Source organism: Ruegeria sp. A5, assembly GCF_056543005.1.
In genome coordinates, this window is sequence record NZ_JBQGAV010000009.1 from 79,145 (window position 1) to 97,950 (window position 18,806).

Here is an 18,806-nt window from a genome sequence, read left to right on the forward strand (position 1 = left end):
GGCCAAAACCGACCGTGATTGCTATGGCCCACCCCGGGTTGGTGCGGGCCAACGGTCCCTTAGTTCAGCCGTTCACCCGTTTCCTTGGCAAAGTAGGAAACCTTGCTCATGTCGAACGCCAAGTTCAGCAATTGACCGGCCTGCGCGCTGGTTTCAGCATGCAGCCGCGCCGTGACCTGCTTGCCACCCAATTCCGACACCACATAGGTATCTGCCCCTGCGGGTTCGACCATATCGACCATGCAGGCGGCTTCCTGCACGCCTGCGCCAGCGCGGAACCCCGCCTCGGCGATATCTTCAGGGCGTAGACCAAGGATGACATCCTGCGGCAGAGACAAGTCGCGTGCATCGTTCAGAACCAGCGTTTCACCGGATTCGCGCGCGATCGAGATTTGCGTCCCCGAGCCATTGTTCGATGCCTGTGCCGGGATCAGGTTCATCGCAGGTGAGCCCATGAAATCCGCCACAAACAGGTTGGCCGGGTTGTTGTAGATCTCGGCCGGAGTACCGATCTGCTGCACGACCCCGCCCTTCAGGACCACGATCTTGGTGGCCAGCGTCATCGCTTCGATTTGGTCGTGGGTGACATAAACAATGGAGGCGTCCAGTGTCTGGTGCAGCTTCTTGATCTCGGTCCGCATCTCGACCCGCAGCTTGGCGTCAAGGTTCGACAGCGGTTCATCGAACAGGAACAGCTTGGGGTCGCGCACCAACGCCCGGCCCATCGCGACCCGCTGACGCTGACCACCCGACAGTTGGCTGGGGCGGCGGTTCAGCAATGGTTCGATCTGCAGCAAGGAGGCGACGTCTTTCAGCTTGGCTTCCTGCGTGGCCTGATCAACTCCACGCACTTTCATGCCGAAGGTGATGTTCTTGGCCACGGACATGGTCGGGTACAAAGCGTAAGACTGGAACACCATCGCGATGTCGCGATCCTTGGGGCTGACATGGGTCATGTCGTTGCCGCCGATGGACAATGTGCCACCGGTGATCTCTTCCAGTCCCGCAATGCAGTTCAGCAGCGTAGACTTACCGCAGCCCGAGGGGCCGACAAGCACCAGGAAATCGCCCGGTTCAATCGAGATGTTGATGTCTTTCAGAATCTCGGTCGCGCCGTAATTCTTGTAGAGTTTGTTGATATCAAGGATGGGAGCCATGGGTCTTATCCCTTCACTGAGCCAGCGGTCAGGCCGCGGATGAAATACTTACCGGCAACGACATAGACGAGCAGCGTTGGCAGCCCCGCGATGATCGCGGCGGCCATGTCGACGTTGTACTCTTTGACGCCGGTGGTGGAGTTTACGATGTTGTTGAGCGCAACAGTCACGGGCTGTGTCCCCGCCTGGCTGAACGACACGCCAAACAGGAAGTCGTTCCAGATCTGCGTGAACTGCCAGATCACAGTCACCACGATGATGGGCAGCGACAGCGGCAGAAAGATCGACCAGAAAATCCGCATGAACCCAGCCCCATCAACCCGCGCCGCCTTGGTCAGCTCGGCCGGAATGGTGACATAGTAGTTGCGGAAGAACAGCGTGGTGAAGCCCAGCCCGTAGATCACATGGACAAAGATCAGGCCCGGAATGGTTCCGGCAATCCCCATCATACCCAGCAGACGTGCCATTGGCAGCAGAACAACTTGGAACGGGATGAAGCAACCGAACAGCATCAGCGAGAAGATGATATTGGCCCCTTTGAACCGCCATTGCGCCACGACATAGCCGTTCAGCGCACCCAACAGGGTCGACAAAAATACCGCAGGCACCGCGATCAGAACCGAGTTCCAGAAATAGGGTCGCAAACCTTCACACTGGATACCGGTACAAGCGCCGGACCATGCGGTTTTCCAAGCGTCAAAGCTGACCTCTCGCGGCAGCGAAATCAGGCTGCCGGTACGGATCTCCTCAAGGCTTTTCAATGATGTCGTCAACATCACGAAGAGCGGCATCAGATAATACAGTGCAAACAGGCCAAGCAGGACATAAAGCAACCAACGCAGGGCAATCTTGCCCGTAGTGCTTTGGGTGCGGGTTTGTGTTTGGGGCATCGACAGATCAGTCATTTTTCGCCCTCAGCTCTGAGTAAAGATAGGGAACCACGATGGCAAAGACGACCAGCATCATGATCATCGCGGACGAGGCTGCTTGACCAATATCACCGCGCGAAAACGCCATGGCGTACATGTAAGTAGCGGGCAGATCGGTTGCGTAGCCCGGACCGCCACCAGTCAGGGCGATGACAAGGTCGAAGCTTTTGATTGCGAGGTGCGCCAGCACGATGAAAGCAGACAGGAAAATCGGGGCCATCGAAGGGATGATGATCGCCGTATAGATGCGCCACGTGGGGATACCATCGACCTGTGCGGCCTTGATGATCTCGCCATCGACCGAACGCAAACCGGCCAAAAACAACGCCATGACGAAGCCGGAACTCTGCCAGATCGCGGCGATCACGATAGTGTAGATCGCATAGTCAGGGTTCACCAGCCAGTCGAATTCGAAATTCGGAAAGCCCCAGCCCTGCACCATGGATTCGATGCCCAGGCCCGGGTTCAAAATCCACTTCCACGCCGTACCGGTCACGATCATCGACAACGCCATCGGGTACAAGTAGATCGTCCGGATCGCGCCTTCGACGCGGATCTTCTGATCCAGCAGGATGGCCAGCAACAGGCCCAGTACCATCGCGATCACGATGAACAGCGCGCCAAAGATATACAGGTTGTTGATCGCCGTATCCCAGCGGGGAGAGTCGAACAGGCGTTCATACTGAATGAAGCCTTTGATCTCGTATCTCGGCAGTAGTTTCGATCGGGTTAGCGACACCCATGCGGTCCATCCGATAAAGCCGTAGACAAAGATCAATACGGCGATGAACGACGGTGCCAGCACCACCTTGGGCAGGTGGTTTTCCAGCCATTCGGACATTTTAGCCTCCGGGGAAAGATGCTCTGCCCCTCACTATAGGGGGCAGAGCGTATTGGATCAGTAGCTGTTTGCTACCGCGTCCGCCAGTTGCTGAACCGCGTCAGCCGAGGACATATCCGAGTTGAAATGTGCGGTTACAACATCCGTAATCGCACCGGCCTGCGACCCGCGCAGCGCCATGCCATGGGCATAAGACGGCAGCAGCGAACCGCCTGCCGAGGTCGAACCCATATCTTCGGCCGAGATTTGCGCGCAGATGTCGAACGCATCCAGCGCCACATCAGTCCGCGCAGGGATCGAGCCCTTGTTCAGGTTGAACACTTCCTGGAATTTCGGCGCGACGATCAGCTTGGCCAGCAATTCCTGACCAGCGCGGTTGTCGTCACCTTCCACTTCGAACATGGCGAAGCTGTCGACGTTGTACAGATATCCGTCGCCGGGGGTCGAGGCACACAGGAAGTCTTCGCCGGGCTTCTTGCCAGCCGCCAGGAATTCGCCTTTGGCCCAGTCACCCATGATCTGGAAAGCTGCTTCGCCATTCATCACCATGGCGGTGGCAAGGTTCCAGTCGCGGCCTGAGAAGTTTTCGTCCACATAACCGCGCAGGGTGCGCATCTGGTCAAAGACCTGCACCATGGTGTCCGAGGTCAGCGCCTCGGGGTCGAGATCGACAAAGGCTTTCTGATAGAACTCGGGGCCACCCAGACCCAGCGCAACCGCTTCGAACACTGTGGCGTCTTGCCATGCCTGGCCACCATGGGCCAAAGGGATCACTCCGGCAGCCTGCAGTTTTTCGGCAGCGGCGTTGAACTCTTCCCATGTTGTGGGCATTTCAATGTCGTTGGCGGCCAGAACGTCAGCATTGGCCCAAATCCAGTCGATGCGGTGCACGTTCACAGGTGCTGCGCACCACGTACCTTCGCACATCATGTGGCCTGCAATCGATGCTGGCAGCACATCGGCCCAGCCTTCGGCTTCTGCCACGGATGAAATGTCTGCCAAAACGCCCTCTTCATACCATTCCTGAATGGCAGGTCCTTTCAGCTGAACAGCAGTCGGCGCGTTACCCGCAAGAACCCGGGCCCGCAGCGCAGTCATGGCCGCATCGCCGCCGCCACCTGCGACCGGCATATCGGTCCATGTGCCGCCGTTCGAGGCGAACTCTTCCTGCAAAACCGCGACCGATTTCGCCTCACCACCGGATGTCCACCAGTGCAGAACTTCGGCCTTTGGTTCAGCCACAACAGCCGACCCGGCCACTACGGCCAATGTCGACACGGTGGCAAATGCAAAACGCTTCATTTTTTGTTCTCCTCCCTGAGAATTCGGTGCCACCCCAAGGGCGGCCATACGCGATATAGCGCTAACGAATTGCTGCATGGCAACGCAGAATGCAGTGCAATATCCTGACAAGGTGGAAATTTTCACCGCTTTTGTTACCCCGTGTTACGTTGGCCTTGAATCCGTTTCCATTCGTTACAATTGGCGGCGACGGAGAACCCTAAGGAGGAGAAACAGAGTGGGCATTCCCCGGCTCCTGGTGGTGGACGACGATTCGGAGATGCGGTCGATGATGACCCAGTTCTTTCAGCAGAACGGGTATATTGCTCTGCCTGCCAGTTCCGAAAGTGAAATACGCACGCATCTAACCTCGGGGCGGATCGACCTGATCCTGTTGGACGTGATGCTGGGCGATGAAAACGGCGTCGAGATCTGTGCCCGGTTGCGGGCCGAACAGGATGTACCGATCATTCTGGTCTCGGCCCTGTCGGCGGATCATCAGCGCATGGCAGGATATGAGGTTGGAGCAGACGATTACATCGCCAAACCATTCAATCCGCAACTGTTGCTGGCCCGCGTCCGTGCGGTGATGCAACGCGCCCGACGCACGCCTTCGCTGGCATACCGCCGCCGCACGCGCTCCTTTCACTTTGACGGCTGGGTCTTTGACGGCAAACGGGACGAGGTGCATTCGCCCGAAGGCTATCTGGTTTCCCTGTCCCAACGGGAGACCGCCCTGCTGAAGGTTTTGCTGGCGAACCCGCATATTCCGCTGACCCGTGATGAGATCGCCGCCGCACTGGATGTAACCGGTGAGGCCGACAAGCCCGAGGCGCAAGGCCGTGCCATAGATATGCTGGTGGGGCGGTTGCGGTCGAAAATCGAGGCCAATCCGAAAGACCCCCAGATGCTGCGCACCGAGCGCGGTGTTGGCTATCTATTTACCGCTGACGTTATGGTGGATGAGGACGCATGACCCTGCGCCTGCGCAGTTTTGGGTGGCTCTGGACCCTGTCCGCCTTTGTCGCGGGGCTGGTGGCTGCCGGGATGTGGTTCACCTCGGCACAGGCTTGGAACCGGTATCAGACCGCAGCATTTGTTGCTGGTTTCACCATATACGAAGATTTGCGAACGGGGATGGCGCCGCCACCCGGCCTATTGATCAACCCATTGCCAACCGAGGCAGCCGCGCTTGCTGACAGGGGAGCGTTCCAGCAAATGCCCGGCTTTGCAGATCGCCGCTTTGTCACCAATCTTTCGATTCTGACCGACAGTTCAGCCCCCCTGAGTGGCCGCGAATTGACGCTTGCGGTGTTATCGGATCGACTGGTCTATCCGGTTTCAGACATCGTATCCGGCAGCGATCAGACCGGCCCCGAGAAGATGGGGAACCTGACCCGTCTGTTGGCCACATATTGCAGCGAACCTATCCTGATCGCACAATTCGGGCGCGGGGTCTGGCAGCAAGTCGACGGCACCGAAATCTGGGGCTGTAAGGCTGCGCCGGTTGATCTGCGTTTGCCCGCAATATTGCTGGGCATTGTGTCCTTGGCGGTGCTTCTGACCTCGGTCGGGAATGTTTCTGACAGTTTCGCACGCTTTGCTCAGGCACTTGGTGACCGCCGACGTCGCGGCGGGCCGCAAAGCTATGACGCGGACGGGCCTGAAGAGCTGCGCGATATCGTGACTGCGGTGAATGATCACCTCGATGCCGAACGTGCGCAGCTTGAGAAACGCGCCATTGTACTGTCGGGTGTCAGCCACGATCTGGGGACCCCTGCAACCCGCGTCCGGCTGCGTGCGGCGCTGATTCCCGATGGCGAGTTGCGCGAAAAGCTCGAGGCCGACGTGGACCAGATGACCGGCATGATAGAAAGCGTGCTTACTTACACGCGATCGGAACTCAGCGTCGAGGAACCGCGCCAGATATCGTTGACCTCGCTGGTTGAATCGCTTGTGGCCGATTATCAGGATATGGACCGGCCTGTGTCGTTGAAAGCCGTTGATCCCGTTGTCGTCGAAAGTGCGTCGTCTGTTTTCATGTCACGCCGTGGGCATGCGTCGCTACCGGAAACGCGGCGCATCCTGGTGACGGGTCAGCCCATCGCATTGAAACGAGCGTTGTCCAATCTGATCGACAATGCCCTGAAATACGGTCGTCACGCCGAGGTTGAACTGGAAACTGATGCTCAGACCGCCACGATCATCGTCGAAGACAAGGGCACCGACCTATCGGTCGCGGATATCGAGGCGCTACTGGCACCGTTCCAGCGCGGATCAAACATCGGATCTTCGGATGGGTTCGGATTGGGCCTGACAATTGTCAGCACCGTTGCCGAACAACACGGCGGAACGCTGAGTTTCGAGGCCGGAGATCAGGGCCTGCGCGCGCGCCTGCAGATCACCCGGCAATAGTCATGGCGCATAGCTGCGCACCAAGGCGCTGGCGATCAAGGCCCAGCCATCAGCGATGACGAAAAACGCCAATTTGAACGGCAGCGAGACCGTAGCCGGGGGCACCATCATCATTCCCATCGACATCAAAACCGCTGCGACAACGAGATCGATTATCAGGAAAGGCAGGAAAATCAGGAACCCGATCTGAAAGGCCCGCGCGATTTCCGACAACATGAAGGACGGCATCAGCACGGATAACGGGGCCTCGGGCGATAGTTGAATCGCAGCACCATCCGGGCGCAGGTCTGCCATGGCCTGAAACGTGTCGGCATCAATACGCGCTGCCATAAAACTGCGAAACGGCACCAGCGCGCGTTCCAGCGCAGGCTCTATGTCAAGCGTTTCCTCGACCATCGGCTGAATCCCGGTCTCCCACGCCTCGGTAAAAACCGGCTCCATGACGAAATAGGTCAGAAACAGCGCCAGACTGACGATCAGCATGTTTGGCGGTGACTGCTGCAAGCCGATTCCTTGCCGCAGGATCGCCAAAACCGTGACCAAAAACGGGAAACAGGTGATCATGATCGCCAGTCCCGGTGCCAGGCTGAGCACCGTGATCAGCAAAATCAACTGGATGGTCCGGGCCGAGATCGACCCGCCCTCGCCCAGGGACAGCGACAGATCTTGCGCCGCGCCACCGGAGGGTATGACTAGCAAAAATGCCAGCAAAAACAGGTGGCGCATCATCCGATCCCGTTCTGCAGATCCGAGATTTCGGTCAGCCGTACCGCCAGTTGCCCGGACTGATCGCCCTCCATCTCTTCCAACAGACCGCGCGCGACCAATTGATCCCCGACATAGAGGTCAACCGGATCCTCGATCCGCTTGTCCAGTGTCAGTACGGCATTTTCACCCATGCTCAACAGGTCACGGATCAAAGGCCGCGCACGCCCGACCGAGACGGTGACTTCGATCGGAACAGTCTCGAACGGGTTGGGTTTTTCGGGTTTCGGTGGTTGAGGATCACTCATTTGACAAAGCCTCTTTTGCTTCAAACAGATATGCGTCGAACGCTGCAGCAATGGATGAGAGCAAGGCAGCGCAGTCCACCTCGCGTTGGGCGATCCCCACCTGCAATCGCGCCTGTCCCGGCTGGAGCGAGACATCCTCGATGACCTGGGGACGCGGCGAGATATCCTGCGGCAGCATCGCCTCGACCTGATCCGAAGTGCCCGCCGGAACAGTCAGCTGCAGTGGCTGGCCGACCTGCTCACGCGCCATGTCGCAAAGCTGCTCGGTCAATCGCTTCGCAAAGCCATGCTCGATCGTCTCAGGCAGAATAGTCTGAACCAGGCTCTGGAACATCAGTTCCAGCGACAGGGTCATGCGGGTCAATGCTTCTTGATAGGTAAAAGACAGGTCGGATAACGTCGCCGACAGATCGGAGCTTAGCTGTGTACCAGTCTGTTCCTGCGCCTGAACCGCATCTTCCCAGCCCGCCCCATAGCCTTGTTCAAATGCAGCAAGCCGCTGTTCTTCCAGTGCGTCTTCATCCAGTAGATGTACGGCCACCCCAGCCGCAGGGGCAGTGAAGTCTTCAAGAAGATGAGCGATCGACATCACACCTTCTCCCCGCCTTCTTCAAGCCAGCTGCGCAGGATCTCAACCGTCTCTTCCTGCTTGTCGCCGATCATGGCGCGCAAACGGTCAACGGGATCCTCGCCGCGGGCAGCGGCAATCGCCGGAACACTCGGCTGCGCTGCATCCGGGAGCGGCGCAAAGTCCTGCACATCTGCGGTCGCAATTTCCCCGGTCAGGGAAGGCGCTGGGGCGACCTCGACCGGTGCACCTGCTGGCAGCAGCGCCGATGCTGCAGATTTCGTCAGAATTGGCCGTATGACAAACAGACCCAAAACAAGGGAAACCAGCGCCAAAACCACCATCTGGATTAGCGACATAGCGTCGATATGCATGTTCTGCCAGATCGACCCGGACACCAACTCGCCCTGGGGTTCAACCATGGGCAAGTCGAGCGATTTCAGTGTGATGACGTCGCCGCGTTCAGCATCAAACCCGACCGCAGAAGCCACAAGCTCTTGCAGTGCATCAAGCTCGGGCTGCGGCATGGGTTCAAAAATCTCGACGCCATCTGTACCTGCCGCTCGAACACCATTGACCAGCACCGCGACAGTCAAACGTTTGATCGCACCTGGCGCGCGATGAACTTCCAACTCGGTCTCTGACACCTCATAATTCACCCGTTCGCGGGTCTGAGTGGCATTCGAATTGGATTCATCGCCTCCTGCCCCGTCGCCATCCGGCAGATTCGACGCCACTGTCACATCCGCCGACTGATTACGCGCACTGTCCGACCGTTCTTCAACATCCGTGCTGATCGCAACACGGCCTTTGGGGTCAAAGCGACGTTCCCGGATAGACTCGGTTTCGGTCACCGTATCTACGCTGACCTCAACCACCGCGTTGCCGACCCCGACCCGGGCTTCGATCAGACGTAGAACTTTCTCACGCAATTGGCGCGCCTTATCATCTGCAGTATCGGCTGCCACCGCCGTGTCCTGCGCGCCAATCACGGCCCCGTTTGAATCAATCACAGTGACGTTTTCCGGTGCCAGCCCGCTAACCGCCGACGCCACTAAAAACCGGATCGCCTTTGCCTGATCTCCGTTAATCGGTGCACCCGACGGGACCAGATAAACCGAAGCGGTTGGTGCTATGCTGCGCTGAAACGGGTTGGAGGAGCTGTTGGCGATGTGCACCCGGGCCTTGCTGACATGCGGGCTGCCCACGATCGTGCGCGCCAGCTCTCCTTCTTTTGCGCGCCAATAGGCGGCATCAAACATCTGCGACGTAGTGCCAAAGCCGCTGAGCGAATCCAGCAGTTCGTAACCGCGATTGCCGTTCGCAGGCAGGCCCTCGCTGGCCAAAGTCATCCGCAACTCATCCCGCTGAACGCCGGGGACGTAGATCGAGCCACCCCTTATTTCATAGGTCACACCACGCTGGTCCAGCGCCCGCACGATATCCCCTGCCGCACCGCTTTCGAGCCCCGCATAAAGCAGCGTCATCGACGGCGCTGTCACAATCCGTGACATCGTAAGCACACCCAGAAACACCAGTGCCACGGCACCGGCCACGATAATTTGTTTGCGCCTGTCCAAACTTGCCCAGACAGTTCCGATCTGCTGCACGCTTACCTCCGACTCACCGACATTCTGTGCGGCTCTGCCCTTGTTTGGACGATTGCCCTTAACAATCGGTTAGTCCCTGAGGGGTTATGACGGTTGCCGAACAGATTCATGAGGACGGCATGACCGACGCAACTGCAGATGAGGCGGAAGCCACTAAAAAATCAGGGAAAAAAGGCCTTCTGCTTGGACTGATTCTGGCTATCGCGGGCGGTGTTGGTGGCTATTTCATAACTGCATCCGGCCTGCTTCCCATAGGTGGGTCCGAGATGGTGAAAGAGGCCAAAAAGAAAGGCGAAGACGCTTCCGTAAAGGCACTTCCCGATGTGAAATTTGTCGATCTTCCGCCGGTGATCATCTCGGTCAAGTCAGATGATTCGCGACATTTGAAATTTCACGCGCAGCTTGAAGTGAACGCGGGCTACGCCGCCGAGGTTGAAAAGATGCAGCCGCGAATCATGGACGTTCTGAACAGCTATTTGCGCGCCCTTGAGTTAACCGATCTGGAAGATTCTCTGGCTTTGATGAGGATCCGCGGACACCTGCTACGACGCATTGGGATCGTCGTGGGCGAAGGCCGCGTGCGTGACGTTCTGGTCATGGAATTTGTACTGAATTAGGAGGCGATGGTGGAGTTGATTGCCGATATTCTGCTGGTTGCGGGCGCTCTTGGGGCTGGTCTGTATTGTTTCGTTCTGTCGCGACGCCTGAAGCGGTTTACCGATCTTGAGAAGGGTGTGGGTGGCGCCGTTTCCGTGCTGTCCTCGCAAGCAGAAGAGTTGCGAAAATCGCTGGATAGCGCACGCCAGGCTTCGGATGATTCCGGCACCGCGTTGCAGACGTTGACCGAACGGGCGGAAACCGTCGCACAACGGTTGGAGCTTATGATGGCCTCGATGCACGATGTTGTTCAGGAAGAGCCCTCTGAGCCAGACGCTCCCAAGGATCAGCCAGATGACGCACCTGCTGAGGACAGGTCTGAGCAGCCCGGCGAAGCACAAGAAACAGCATCCGATTCGTCTGGTGAACCAACTGAGGTCTCGACTGAGCCATCGGAAGCTCCACCAGAGCCGCCCGCAAAGAAACCAGAAGGCCTGATGTTCTTTCGGCACGCCGCACCATCTGGCGGAGCAGCGAAATGAGTCGCAACCGGGCAAAAGCGCCTGATCGCCGAGCGCGGGGCGGTGTTCTGACCATCATTTCCTTGCTGATGGTCGGCTCTGCGATTATTCGCATCGGGCTTGAGGCCGGGCCTGCACTTGCCCGCGGCGCGGAACCAAACATGGCCTCGCCGGTCGGTGGTGAACGCAAAGAGGCGAATGCGGCAGATCTACAATTGCTGCTTACGGAACTATTGCGCCGTGAAAAGACTCTAAACCAGCGTGAAAGCACGATTTTGGACCGGGAACGGGCGCTCGACATTGCCGATCAGGCCATCGAAACCCGGCTCACCATGCTGGAGGACGCCGAGAACGCTCTGCGTGAAACGGTGGCGATTGCCGAAAAGGCCGCCGAAAACGATCTGACACAACTGACTGACGTGTATCAGAGCATGAAGCCCAAAGATGCCGCCGCGTTGTTCGAAACGATGGACGCGGTATTCGCCGCTGGCTTCCTGTCTCGCATGCCACCGGAAGCTGCCGCTGAAGTTATGGCCGGTCTCAGCCCCGAGGCTGCTTACTCCATCAGCGTGATCATGGCCGGGCGCAATGCACGTGCCCCACAGGAATGACCCTCATGGCCATATCTATCTGCACCCTCAACGCTGGAGACCTTTCATGATCGGGCTCATCGGAATTGCCGTCATCTTTGTCATGGTATTCGGCGGCTACCTTGCCGCAGGCGGCAAGATGGCCATCATTATGAAATCACTGCCCTTCGAGATGATGATGATCGGAGGGGCCGCAGTCGGCGCATTTCTGATCAGCAATGATATCGGCGGCGTAAAACACACCGCCAAGGATATCGCGAAAGTTTTCAAAGGACCCAAATGGAAGCCCGAGGATTATCGCGATCTGTTATGCTTGTTATTCTCTCTGATCCGGATCTCACGCGCGAACCCGGTCGAGGTAGAGCAGCACATTGAAGAGCCGGGAAGCTCATCGCTATTTTCCGCATATCCCAAGATTCAAGCCGACAAAGAAGCGGTGGACCTGATCTGTGACACCATGCGCTCGGCGGCGATGAACTATGACGACCCGCACCAGGTTGAGGAGGTGCTGGAGAAGCGGATGGAGGCGAACTTCCACCATGCCATGCATTCAAGCCACGCGCTGCAAACCGTTGCTGACGGGTTGCCCGCTCTGGGGATCGTGGCCGCCGTTCTGGGTGTGATCAAGACGATGGGATCAATCGACCAACCACCGGAAGTCCTAGGTAAGCTGATCGGCGGCGCGTTGGTTGGGACGTTTCTGGGGGTTTTTCTGGCTTATGGATTGGTGGGCCCTTTTGCGGGCAAGCTGAAATCTGTTGTCGAAGAAGACAACCACTTTTACCAACTCATCAAAGAGGTTCTGGTGGCTAATCTTCACAACCACAACGCGGCCATGTGTATTGAGGTCGGCCGCCAGAACACACCGACCCACAACCGGCCCGGTTTCTCAGAACTTGAAGACGCGCTTAAGGAACTCAAGCAGGCTGCAGCATGATCCGCGCATTGTCTTTGGTCTTGCTCGCATGGGGCACAAGCGCGTCAGCACAGGCTTTGACCGTGCGATCGGGCGAGCATGAGGGATACACGCGTCTGGTGGTGCAGGTCCCTTCTGGCACCGGTTGGATGTTGGATCCGGTCGAGAACGGCGCGCGGCTGAGCATTGGCATCGATGATGCGACATTCAACACTGCAGCTGTCTTCGACCGCCTGTCGGGGAACCGTCTGCAATCGCTTCAACAGGCCGGGCCAGGTGCAGCGTTGGAGATGACATTTGGGTGCGACTGCGTGGCAACGGCATTTCTGCATCGCCAAACTATGGTTGTCATAGATATCGCACCCGGCCAGGGTACACCTGCAAATGACCCGGTAGAGCCAGAGGCGCTTCCCAGGACTGCAAGTATCCCGGCCCCAAAACCCTTACCTACTGATATTCCAGCCACCGAACTGGCCTTGCCTTTGCTGCAGTTAAATCAACGAAATTTTGAGGAGCAGTTGGCATCACGTATATTGCAAAGCGCTGATCGAGAGGTTGTTGATCTTGAACTGGCAGGTGTCGGACGCAGGGAATCGTCCAGTTTTGGTCCGCTGCGATCTTCGGAAAAGCTGGTGCCAAATCTGCGACTGTCTTCAGTGCTCGATGAGGTTTCGGGGCTGGGCAATCTGGCAGTTCCTCAGATTGATAGCAAACCGGAATGTATCACGGTCAGCGAACTGGGTTTTGAGACGTGGTCGGGCGCTCGATCATTTTCCGAGGATGTGGCCGAATTGCGGGTCGGGCTATTTCAGGAATTCGATCGTGTCGACCAGGCGTATGCAATGGATTTGGCGAAGCTCTATACGTATTTCGGGTTCGGTGTAGAAGCGCACCAAGCCCTGTCTTTGTTGTCGGAGACCTCGGTTGAGCAGCGCAGAGTAGCGGCCATCGCATCAGTGATGGACGGGTTGCCTGCACCGACGCCGAACCCTTTGGAAGGGCAGCAAAGATGTGATGGTGCCGCCGCACTCTGGGCGCTTTTGAGTGAGAGTAAACTTCAATCCGATGCGCATGTGAAGGCGATCGAACGCAGTTTTGGTCGGCTGCCGTGGCATCTCAGGCGACATCTCGGCCCGGATATCGCCGAGATGTTTGTCTCGGCAGGCCGACTTGAAGCATCGCGCCGGATCTTGCGTGCGGTCGAACGGATCTTAGAGGATGAACCCGCTGATGTAACCTTTGCCCAAGCCAAAATCGCGGATGCTGCAGGGGATACCGATACCGCAGAAACGCTGTTAGCCGAGGTCATATCGGCGCCCGATGCCGCGACCGATGCGCCGTTGGCCCTCGCGCGGTTGATCGAAAAGCGGTGGTCGGACCGGGGTACGGTCTCGCCCCGCGACCTCGATTTAGCTGCAAGTTATGCGCGCGAGCTTCGGAAGTCCGAACTTGGCCCGATGTTGGCGCGTGCTCACGCTTTGGCGATGGCTTTGTCGCAGGATTTTACCGGAGCTCTTGCCGGTTTTCAGGATGTCTCAGATTCCGACGAATGGCAGAGGACACGAGATCAGGTGTTCCAATTGCTGGCGGAGCGGGCGGACGACATCACTTTCCTGCGCCATGTGATGGAATTGAAGGACAAGCGACGCAACGCGCTGGCGGTCGAAACTGCCGTGTCCATGGCAGAGCGATTGGCTGACCTTGGGTTTTCAGCGCAGGCTTACGCGCTGGCAAACCGACCGCAAGATCGGGAACGCAGCCGTGATCGTGCTCGGCTTCGGGCAAAGGCGGCTCTGATGGGCAACCGCCCCCGTCAGGCGCTGCTGGAAATCGCGGACGATTCCTCGGACACCGCGCAAGAGTTGCGCGCCCAGGCCATGATGCAAACACAGGATTTCGATGCCGCCGCGCGCGCATTGCAGGCAGGCGGGAAGCACGAGATGGCCGATCGATACAACTGGTTGGCGGGCTCCGGCGGTGCGGATGAAGCGAGGTCAAACACCTTCACCGATTTGTCCCGCATCCAAACGTCCCTGATCAAGCCGGTTGCGCGACAGCCGGACAAGCCATTGTCGGACGCCGCAATGCTAATACAGGACAGCACCATCGCACGCGCGCAGATCATTGAAATGCTTGAGACAGTGCGCACAATCGACCCGAACTGAACCTTGGATGTCTGTTCTTGCAGAGACAGTCGTAACTGCTTTGACCTGTAGGCTGATAGACGCCAAAATCAGCCTCTAACAAAGGTATTGAATTCATTTGGCCTTCCTGTGCACCAATCCATGATGCCCATAGGACAGTGGCGGTAAACTCAGTGAACGTGTCGAAGATCTACAGCTGGCTCAATGATCATTCAGGACCACCGCACGCGTTCAAGTGTGCTGGTTCTTGGACAACTCTATCTGAAATTACGATCACCACATCTGCCCTTGGTAAACCAGGCCGAGTGACTCAGACTTTCTGAAACCGTATTCCAGGGCATTACGGTTGCCACATCGGGATCCGGCAGACCCGCCCCAGAAATGTGTTCAGCCCAGATGCGAACATGCACCGCCAAAACAATCGCTACAATTGGCATTGCGTATCGTGCCGGGGACATGGTCTGGGGTTGGCCCGAAGATAGCTCGCCCTTTCCAGCATCGCCACGTCAATCCAACCAAACTTGGCCAGATGATAAAGGATCAAACTGCACCGATCACAAAAGCTTGGGCGTGTGTTTTCACAGGCTGATCTCCGGTTTGCGGACGAGTCGTCTTGAGGAATTTAGCCATATGTACGAACCGGCATGTGCTCTGCCCCCGACGTGAACTGTCAAGAACAGAGACTATTTAACCGGATTTATTCAGTATGGGGCCTCCACATCATTCATCGAGACGTAGACTGTCTTCATCTCGCTGAAGTGGTTGATTGCCAGTTTCGAGTTCTCGCGACCGACACCCGACATCTTAGATCCGCCGAACGGTGCCTCTACCGGGGCCAGGTTATAAGTGTTGATGTAACAAGTCCCCGCCTCAAAACCTGCCACGATGCGGTGGGCGCGGGTCAGGTCGTTGGTGAAGACGCCGGCGGCCAGACCGAATTCGGTGTCATTGGCACGGGCCAAAACCTCTTCTTCGGTGTCGAAGTCCAGCACCGACATCACGGGGCCGAAAATCTCTTCGCGCGCGATTGTCATATCGTCCTTAACATCGGCAAAAACCGTGGGCTGCATGTAGAAACCATCGCCTTCGACCCGTTCGCCGCCATAGATCAGCCGCGCGCCTTCGGCCCTCCCCTTTTCGACATAGCCAAGCGCGATATTCATCTGGTTTTCGCTGACCATCGGGCCAAAGTTGACCTCTTCATCCATCGGGTCGCCGATTTTCGCCGTAGCAAGGCGTTCAGACAGGCGCTTAAGGAACGCTTCCTTGATTCCCTTTTGCACAAAAACTCGAGTGCCGTTGGAACAGACCTGTCCCGAGGAATAGAAATTTCCCAGAATGGCGCCTGACACGGCATTTTCGATGTCGGCGTCGTCGAACACGATCATCGGGGACTTGCCACCCAATTCCATGGTGACATGTTTCATGCCATCGGCGGCAGCAGCGTACACCTTGCGACCCGTTGGAACCGACCCTGTTAGCGAGACCTTGGCCACTCGGGGGTCGGTCACCAGGCTGGCGCCTACGTCACCGTAGCCCTGAACAACGTTATAGACGCCTTTGGGTGCACCTGCCTCGATCAAAATCTCGGCTACTTGCAATGCCGACAGCGGAGTAGTCTCGGAAGGCTTGAAGATCATTGTGTTTCCGCACGCCAACGCCGGGGCACCCTTCCAGCAAGCGATCTGCGTCGGGTAGTTCCATGCCCCAATGCCCACACAAACGCCCAGCGCCTCGCGGACAGTATAGACAAAATCCCCGTCTGCCAGAGGGATATGTTCGCCGGTCAGCGAGGCCGCCAGACCGCCAAAATACTCCAGCGCATCCGCGCCGCTGGTAGCGTCGGCCACCAGCGTTTCCTGCAGAGGTTTGCCGGTATCATGGGTTTCGATAATCGATAAGTCACGATTGCGATCCCGCATGATGTCGGCCGCGCGTCGCAGCACACGGCCTCGCTCGGTGCCCGATAGGGCAGCCCAAGCCGCTTGGGCCGATTTTGCACTGTTTAGAGCCTTTTCAACAATCTCAGGCGTGGCGGAATGCAGCCGTGCGATGACCTCTCCGGTGGCGGGGTAGATAACGCCGATGGGCGCGCCATTGGTGTCCTCGACATACTCGCCATCGATGAAATGGCTGGCCTTAGGTTGAAACTTCATGCCGGTTCCCTCTGTGTTCAGAAATCTCTTTAGGCAAAGAGATCGCGTACGTTGAGAATCGAACTATCGATTATTGACTGATCAGTCAATCAAGCCGCAAATTGGCAGGTTCTCGCCTAACCCAAAGGGTCTTCCCTTGAAACGAAAGGTTAATGTTCTATTTATGTTCTACATAGTCAGAGGATTACCCGATGGCCCAGAACATGCGAAATTCCGCCCTGAGCGGCCCGACAAACGACTATCACCTGCTGCCAGTTACAGATCGGCAGATGCGCTTTGCCCGCGCCATCGCGCAACAATCAGCGCTTGAGATTCCGGTCGAGGCGCAGCGTGACCGCAAATCCCTGTCGGACTGGATTTCAGCCCATAAGCCGCATGATCCGTCGCCCTTTGCAAACTACCCAACAGGTAAGCAGGTTGCTTTTGCCGAACGTATCTCGCGCAGCAAGCGCCGCCCGATCCCGTCCGAGTGTTTCCGCGACAAACAAATGATGTCGCGCTGGATCGATCATAATAAATAGATCGCTCTATTTGCCGTGGTTGCGCGCGTATAGCGCGACGGCGGCGGCCACAAACATGCCCAACAGGATGTAACCCGTCACGGCCTCGGCCACAGCCAGCCCACGGCAAAAGCCGGTTGGGGACATGTCCCCATATCCGACCGTTGTGAAGGTGACGTATGAGAAATACAGAATATCGGCTGGCCCTTCGGCGCCGATCACACAATGTTCGTTATATCCAAACGCGCCGTAGACGGCTGCGAACAGGAATGGCACGACCTGGATGAAGGACACCCCCATCAGGAACAACAACCTCCGGGGGGATTTCACCTGGGTCATGTAGTACCAGGACTGCGAGGCGATCCAGATTAGAAGGCCTACCGAGGAAAGCGTGCCAATGGTGTCGCCTGCAGTGGCTTCGTTCAGGCGCGACAGACCGTACCACGCAAGAAAGCTTGCCAAGACCAGTCCAAGCGCCGCCAGCAAAGTTGATTTCCATTCTTCCAGGGTTCTGGGTTCGTGGGTCATGAGCGCTCCGTCGGTTGGGCTTGCGCACAATCATCCGATTTCAAACGCGGCCTGCAAGCTGATTTCAGTCAGAACCCAGATGTTCCTCGCCCCGCGCGCGGGCCAGCTGTATCTGCTTTTGTCGCTCGCGAAACCGCGCCTTGTCCTGTTCTGAAGTCTCATTGATACACCGATGGCAGGATACGCCATGCTCGTATTCAGGGCGTTTCACATCTTCGGGCAGGATCGGGCGACGGCAACCATGGCATAGCTTGTGCGGCCCCTCGACCAGACCATGACCAACTGAGACGCGGTTGTCGAAGACAAAACACTCACCCTGCCAAGTGCTGTCTTCGAGTGGCGTTTCTTCCAGATACCTCAGGATGCCACCCTTCAGGTGATAGACATCCTCGACCCCTTGCCCCAGCAGATAATTGGTGGATTTTTCGCACCGGATGCCACCGGTGCAGAACATCGCAACGCGTTTGTTGTGAAAGCGGTCCTTGTTCTGTTCCCACCACGCCGGGAAATCGCGGAAACTGGTTGTGTTAGGGTCTATTGAACCCTCAAACGTGCCAATCGCCACCTCGTAATCGTTGCGGGTGTCGATCACCACCACATCATCCGAACGGATCAGCGCGTTCCAGTCCTCAGGCTCGACGTAGTTCCCGACATTTGCGCGGGGATCGACATCGGGCTGGCCCATAGTCACGATCTCTTTCTTCAACCGCACCTTCATCTTGCCGAAGGGCGGGTGGTCCGAAGTCGCCTCTTTCCACTCAAGATCACTGCATCCTGGCAACGCACGGATATGCGCCAGAACCGCATCGATACCTGCGCGGGGTCCGGCGATGGTGCCATTGATCCCTTCTTGCGCCAACAGCAGGGTGCCTTTTACCGAGTGCGCGCGGCAAAGCTCGTGCAAAGCTGGGCGCAGCGCATCGGGGTCGGGAAAACGCGTGAAATGATAGAGGGCAGCGATTGTGTACATGTGGGCGATCTAATGCCCTTGGCAAAAACACACAAGAGACCGGATTGACGATACCCGCTGCGCACCATAC

General features: G+C 57.5%; 19 protein-coding genes. 8 read left to right on the top strand and 11 right to left on the bottom strand.

Going from position 1 to position 18,806, the window contains the following annotated elements; translation table 11 throughout:
* Positions 1-59 precede the first annotated feature (59 nt).
* From ACR0AY_RS17855 to ACR0AY_RS17870, 4 genes are read right to left on the bottom strand one after another with little or no spacing between them, the layout of a single operon-like run.
* Positions 60-1,157, bottom strand: coding sequence for an ABC transporter ATP-binding protein (locus ACR0AY_RS17855; protein ID WP_170408536.1), 1,098 nt, complete (start codon positions 1,155-1,157; stop codon positions 60-62).
* A gap of 5 nt (positions 1,158-1,162) precedes the next feature.
* Positions 1,163-2,062 carry a carbohydrate ABC transporter permease gene (locus ACR0AY_RS17860; protein ID WP_170426095.1) on the bottom strand — a complete coding sequence of 300 codons (900 nt, stop codon included), beginning with the start codon at positions 2,060-2,062 and terminating at the stop codon, positions 1,163-1,165.
* Entirely contained in the window at positions 2,055-2,927 is an 873-nt protein-coding gene (locus ACR0AY_RS17865; RefSeq protein WP_480454483.1) for a carbohydrate ABC transporter permease, read from the bottom strand. Before ACR0AY_RS17865 ends, ACR0AY_RS17860 begins: the two co-directional genes overlap by 8 nt.
* 57 nt (positions 2,928-2,984) lie before the next feature.
* Positions 2,985-4,229 (bottom strand): ABC transporter substrate-binding protein, encoded by a 1,245-nt coding sequence (locus ACR0AY_RS17870; protein WP_170514081.1) that lies wholly within the window; start codon positions 4,227-4,229, stop codon positions 2,985-2,987.
* A gap of 217 nt (positions 4,230-4,446) precedes the next feature.
* On the opposite strand from ACR0AY_RS17870, the gene ACR0AY_RS17875 reads away from it, so the two are divergent.
* Entirely contained in the window at positions 4,447-5,184 is a 738-nt protein-coding gene (locus tag ACR0AY_RS17875) for a response regulator transcription factor (RefSeq protein ID WP_170515133.1), read from the top strand.
* The gene (locus tag ACR0AY_RS17880) at positions 5,181-6,623 is read left to right on the top strand and encodes a sensor histidine kinase (RefSeq protein WP_170426090.1); all 1,443 of its coding nucleotides are present in this window, start codon (positions 5,181-5,183) and stop codon (positions 6,621-6,623) included. Before ACR0AY_RS17875 ends, ACR0AY_RS17880 begins: the two co-directional genes overlap by 4 nt.
* Here ACR0AY_RS17880 and fliP read toward each other — a convergent pair whose 3' ends face one another.
* Genes fliP through fliF form a run of 4 tightly spaced genes read right to left on the bottom strand, consistent with a single transcriptional unit; the run spans position 6,624 to position 9,814 of the window.
* Positions 6,624-7,352 carry a flagellar type III secretion system pore protein FliP gene (gene fliP / locus ACR0AY_RS17885; protein WP_170515136.1) on the bottom strand — a complete coding sequence of 243 codons (729 nt, stop codon included), beginning with the start codon at positions 7,350-7,352 and terminating at the stop codon, positions 6,624-6,626.
* Complete coding sequence (locus ACR0AY_RS17890) at positions 7,349-7,636, bottom strand: FliM/FliN family flagellar motor switch protein (RefSeq protein WP_170394848.1); 288 nt, start codon at positions 7,634-7,636, stop codon at positions 7,349-7,351. Before ACR0AY_RS17890 ends, fliP begins: the two co-directional genes overlap by 4 nt.
* Complete coding sequence (locus tag ACR0AY_RS17895; protein ID WP_170515139.1) at positions 7,629-8,225, bottom strand: ABC transporter ATP-binding protein; 597 nt, start codon at positions 8,223-8,225, stop codon at positions 7,629-7,631. The genes ACR0AY_RS17890 and ACR0AY_RS17895 overlap by 8 nt, the downstream gene beginning before the upstream one ends.
* The gene (gene fliF / locus ACR0AY_RS17900; RefSeq protein ID WP_170515142.1) at positions 8,225-9,814 is read right to left on the bottom strand and encodes a flagellar basal-body MS-ring/collar protein FliF; all 1,590 of its coding nucleotides are present in this window, start codon (positions 9,812-9,814) and stop codon (positions 8,225-8,227) included. The genes ACR0AY_RS17895 and fliF overlap by 1 nt, the downstream gene beginning before the upstream one ends.
* Positions 9,815-9,933: 119 nt before the next feature.
* Between fliF and ACR0AY_RS17905 the strand changes: the two genes are divergently transcribed.
* The 5 genes from ACR0AY_RS17905 to ACR0AY_RS17925 are packed head-to-tail and all read left to right on the top strand — an operon-like array spanning position 9,934 to position 14,603.
* Positions 9,934-10,431 (top strand): flagellar basal body-associated FliL family protein, encoded by a 498-nt coding sequence (locus tag ACR0AY_RS17905; RefSeq protein WP_170515145.1) that lies wholly within the window; start codon positions 9,934-9,936, stop codon positions 10,429-10,431.
* Between the two features lie 9 nt (positions 10,432-10,440).
* A complete protein-coding gene (locus ACR0AY_RS17910; protein ID WP_170394859.1) occupies positions 10,441-10,953 on the top strand; it encodes a DUF6468 domain-containing protein in 513 nt (170 codons plus the stop codon).
* Positions 10,950-11,543 carry a MotE family protein gene (locus tag ACR0AY_RS17915; protein ID WP_170515148.1) on the top strand — a complete coding sequence of 198 codons (594 nt, stop codon included), beginning with the start codon at positions 10,950-10,952 and terminating at the stop codon, positions 11,541-11,543. Before ACR0AY_RS17910 ends, ACR0AY_RS17915 begins: the two co-directional genes overlap by 4 nt.
* A gap of 46 nt (positions 11,544-11,589) precedes the next feature.
* Entirely contained in the window at positions 11,590-12,459 is an 870-nt protein-coding gene (gene motA, locus ACR0AY_RS17920; protein WP_170515149.1) for a flagellar motor stator protein MotA, read from the top strand.
* On the top strand, positions 12,456-14,603 hold the full coding sequence (locus ACR0AY_RS17925; protein WP_480454484.1) for a hypothetical protein: 2,148 nt from the start codon (positions 12,456-12,458) through the stop codon (positions 14,601-14,603). Before motA ends, ACR0AY_RS17925 begins: the two co-directional genes overlap by 4 nt.
* Positions 14,604-15,283: 680 nt before the next feature.
* Here ACR0AY_RS17925 and betB read toward each other — a convergent pair.
* Complete coding sequence (betB, locus tag ACR0AY_RS17930; protein ID WP_170515155.1) at positions 15,284-16,738, bottom strand: betaine-aldehyde dehydrogenase; 1,455 nt, start codon at positions 16,736-16,738, stop codon at positions 15,284-15,286.
* A 191-nt stretch (positions 16,739-16,929) separates the two neighbouring features.
* Between betB and ACR0AY_RS17935 the strand changes: the two genes are divergently transcribed.
* The gene (locus ACR0AY_RS17935) at positions 16,930-17,259 is read left to right on the top strand and encodes a hypothetical protein (protein ID WP_170394874.1); all 330 of its coding nucleotides are present in this window, start codon (positions 16,930-16,932) and stop codon (positions 17,257-17,259) included.
* 6 nt (positions 17,260-17,265) lie between these two features.
* Here the strand turns inward: ACR0AY_RS17935 and ACR0AY_RS17940 are convergent, their stop codons facing one another.
* Both ACR0AY_RS17940 and trhO read right to left on the bottom strand, forming a co-directional pair.
* Positions 17,266-17,766, bottom strand: a complete 501-nt coding sequence (locus tag ACR0AY_RS17940) for a potassium channel family protein (RefSeq protein ID WP_170515158.1) — start codon at positions 17,764-17,766, stop codon at positions 17,266-17,268.
* A gap of 64 nt (positions 17,767-17,830) precedes the next feature.
* Positions 17,831-18,736 carry an oxygen-dependent tRNA uridine(34) hydroxylase TrhO gene (gene trhO / locus ACR0AY_RS17945; RefSeq protein WP_170515160.1) on the bottom strand — a complete coding sequence of 302 codons (906 nt, stop codon included), beginning with the start codon at positions 18,734-18,736 and terminating at the stop codon, positions 17,831-17,833.
* Positions 18,737-18,806: the final 70 nt, after the last annotated feature.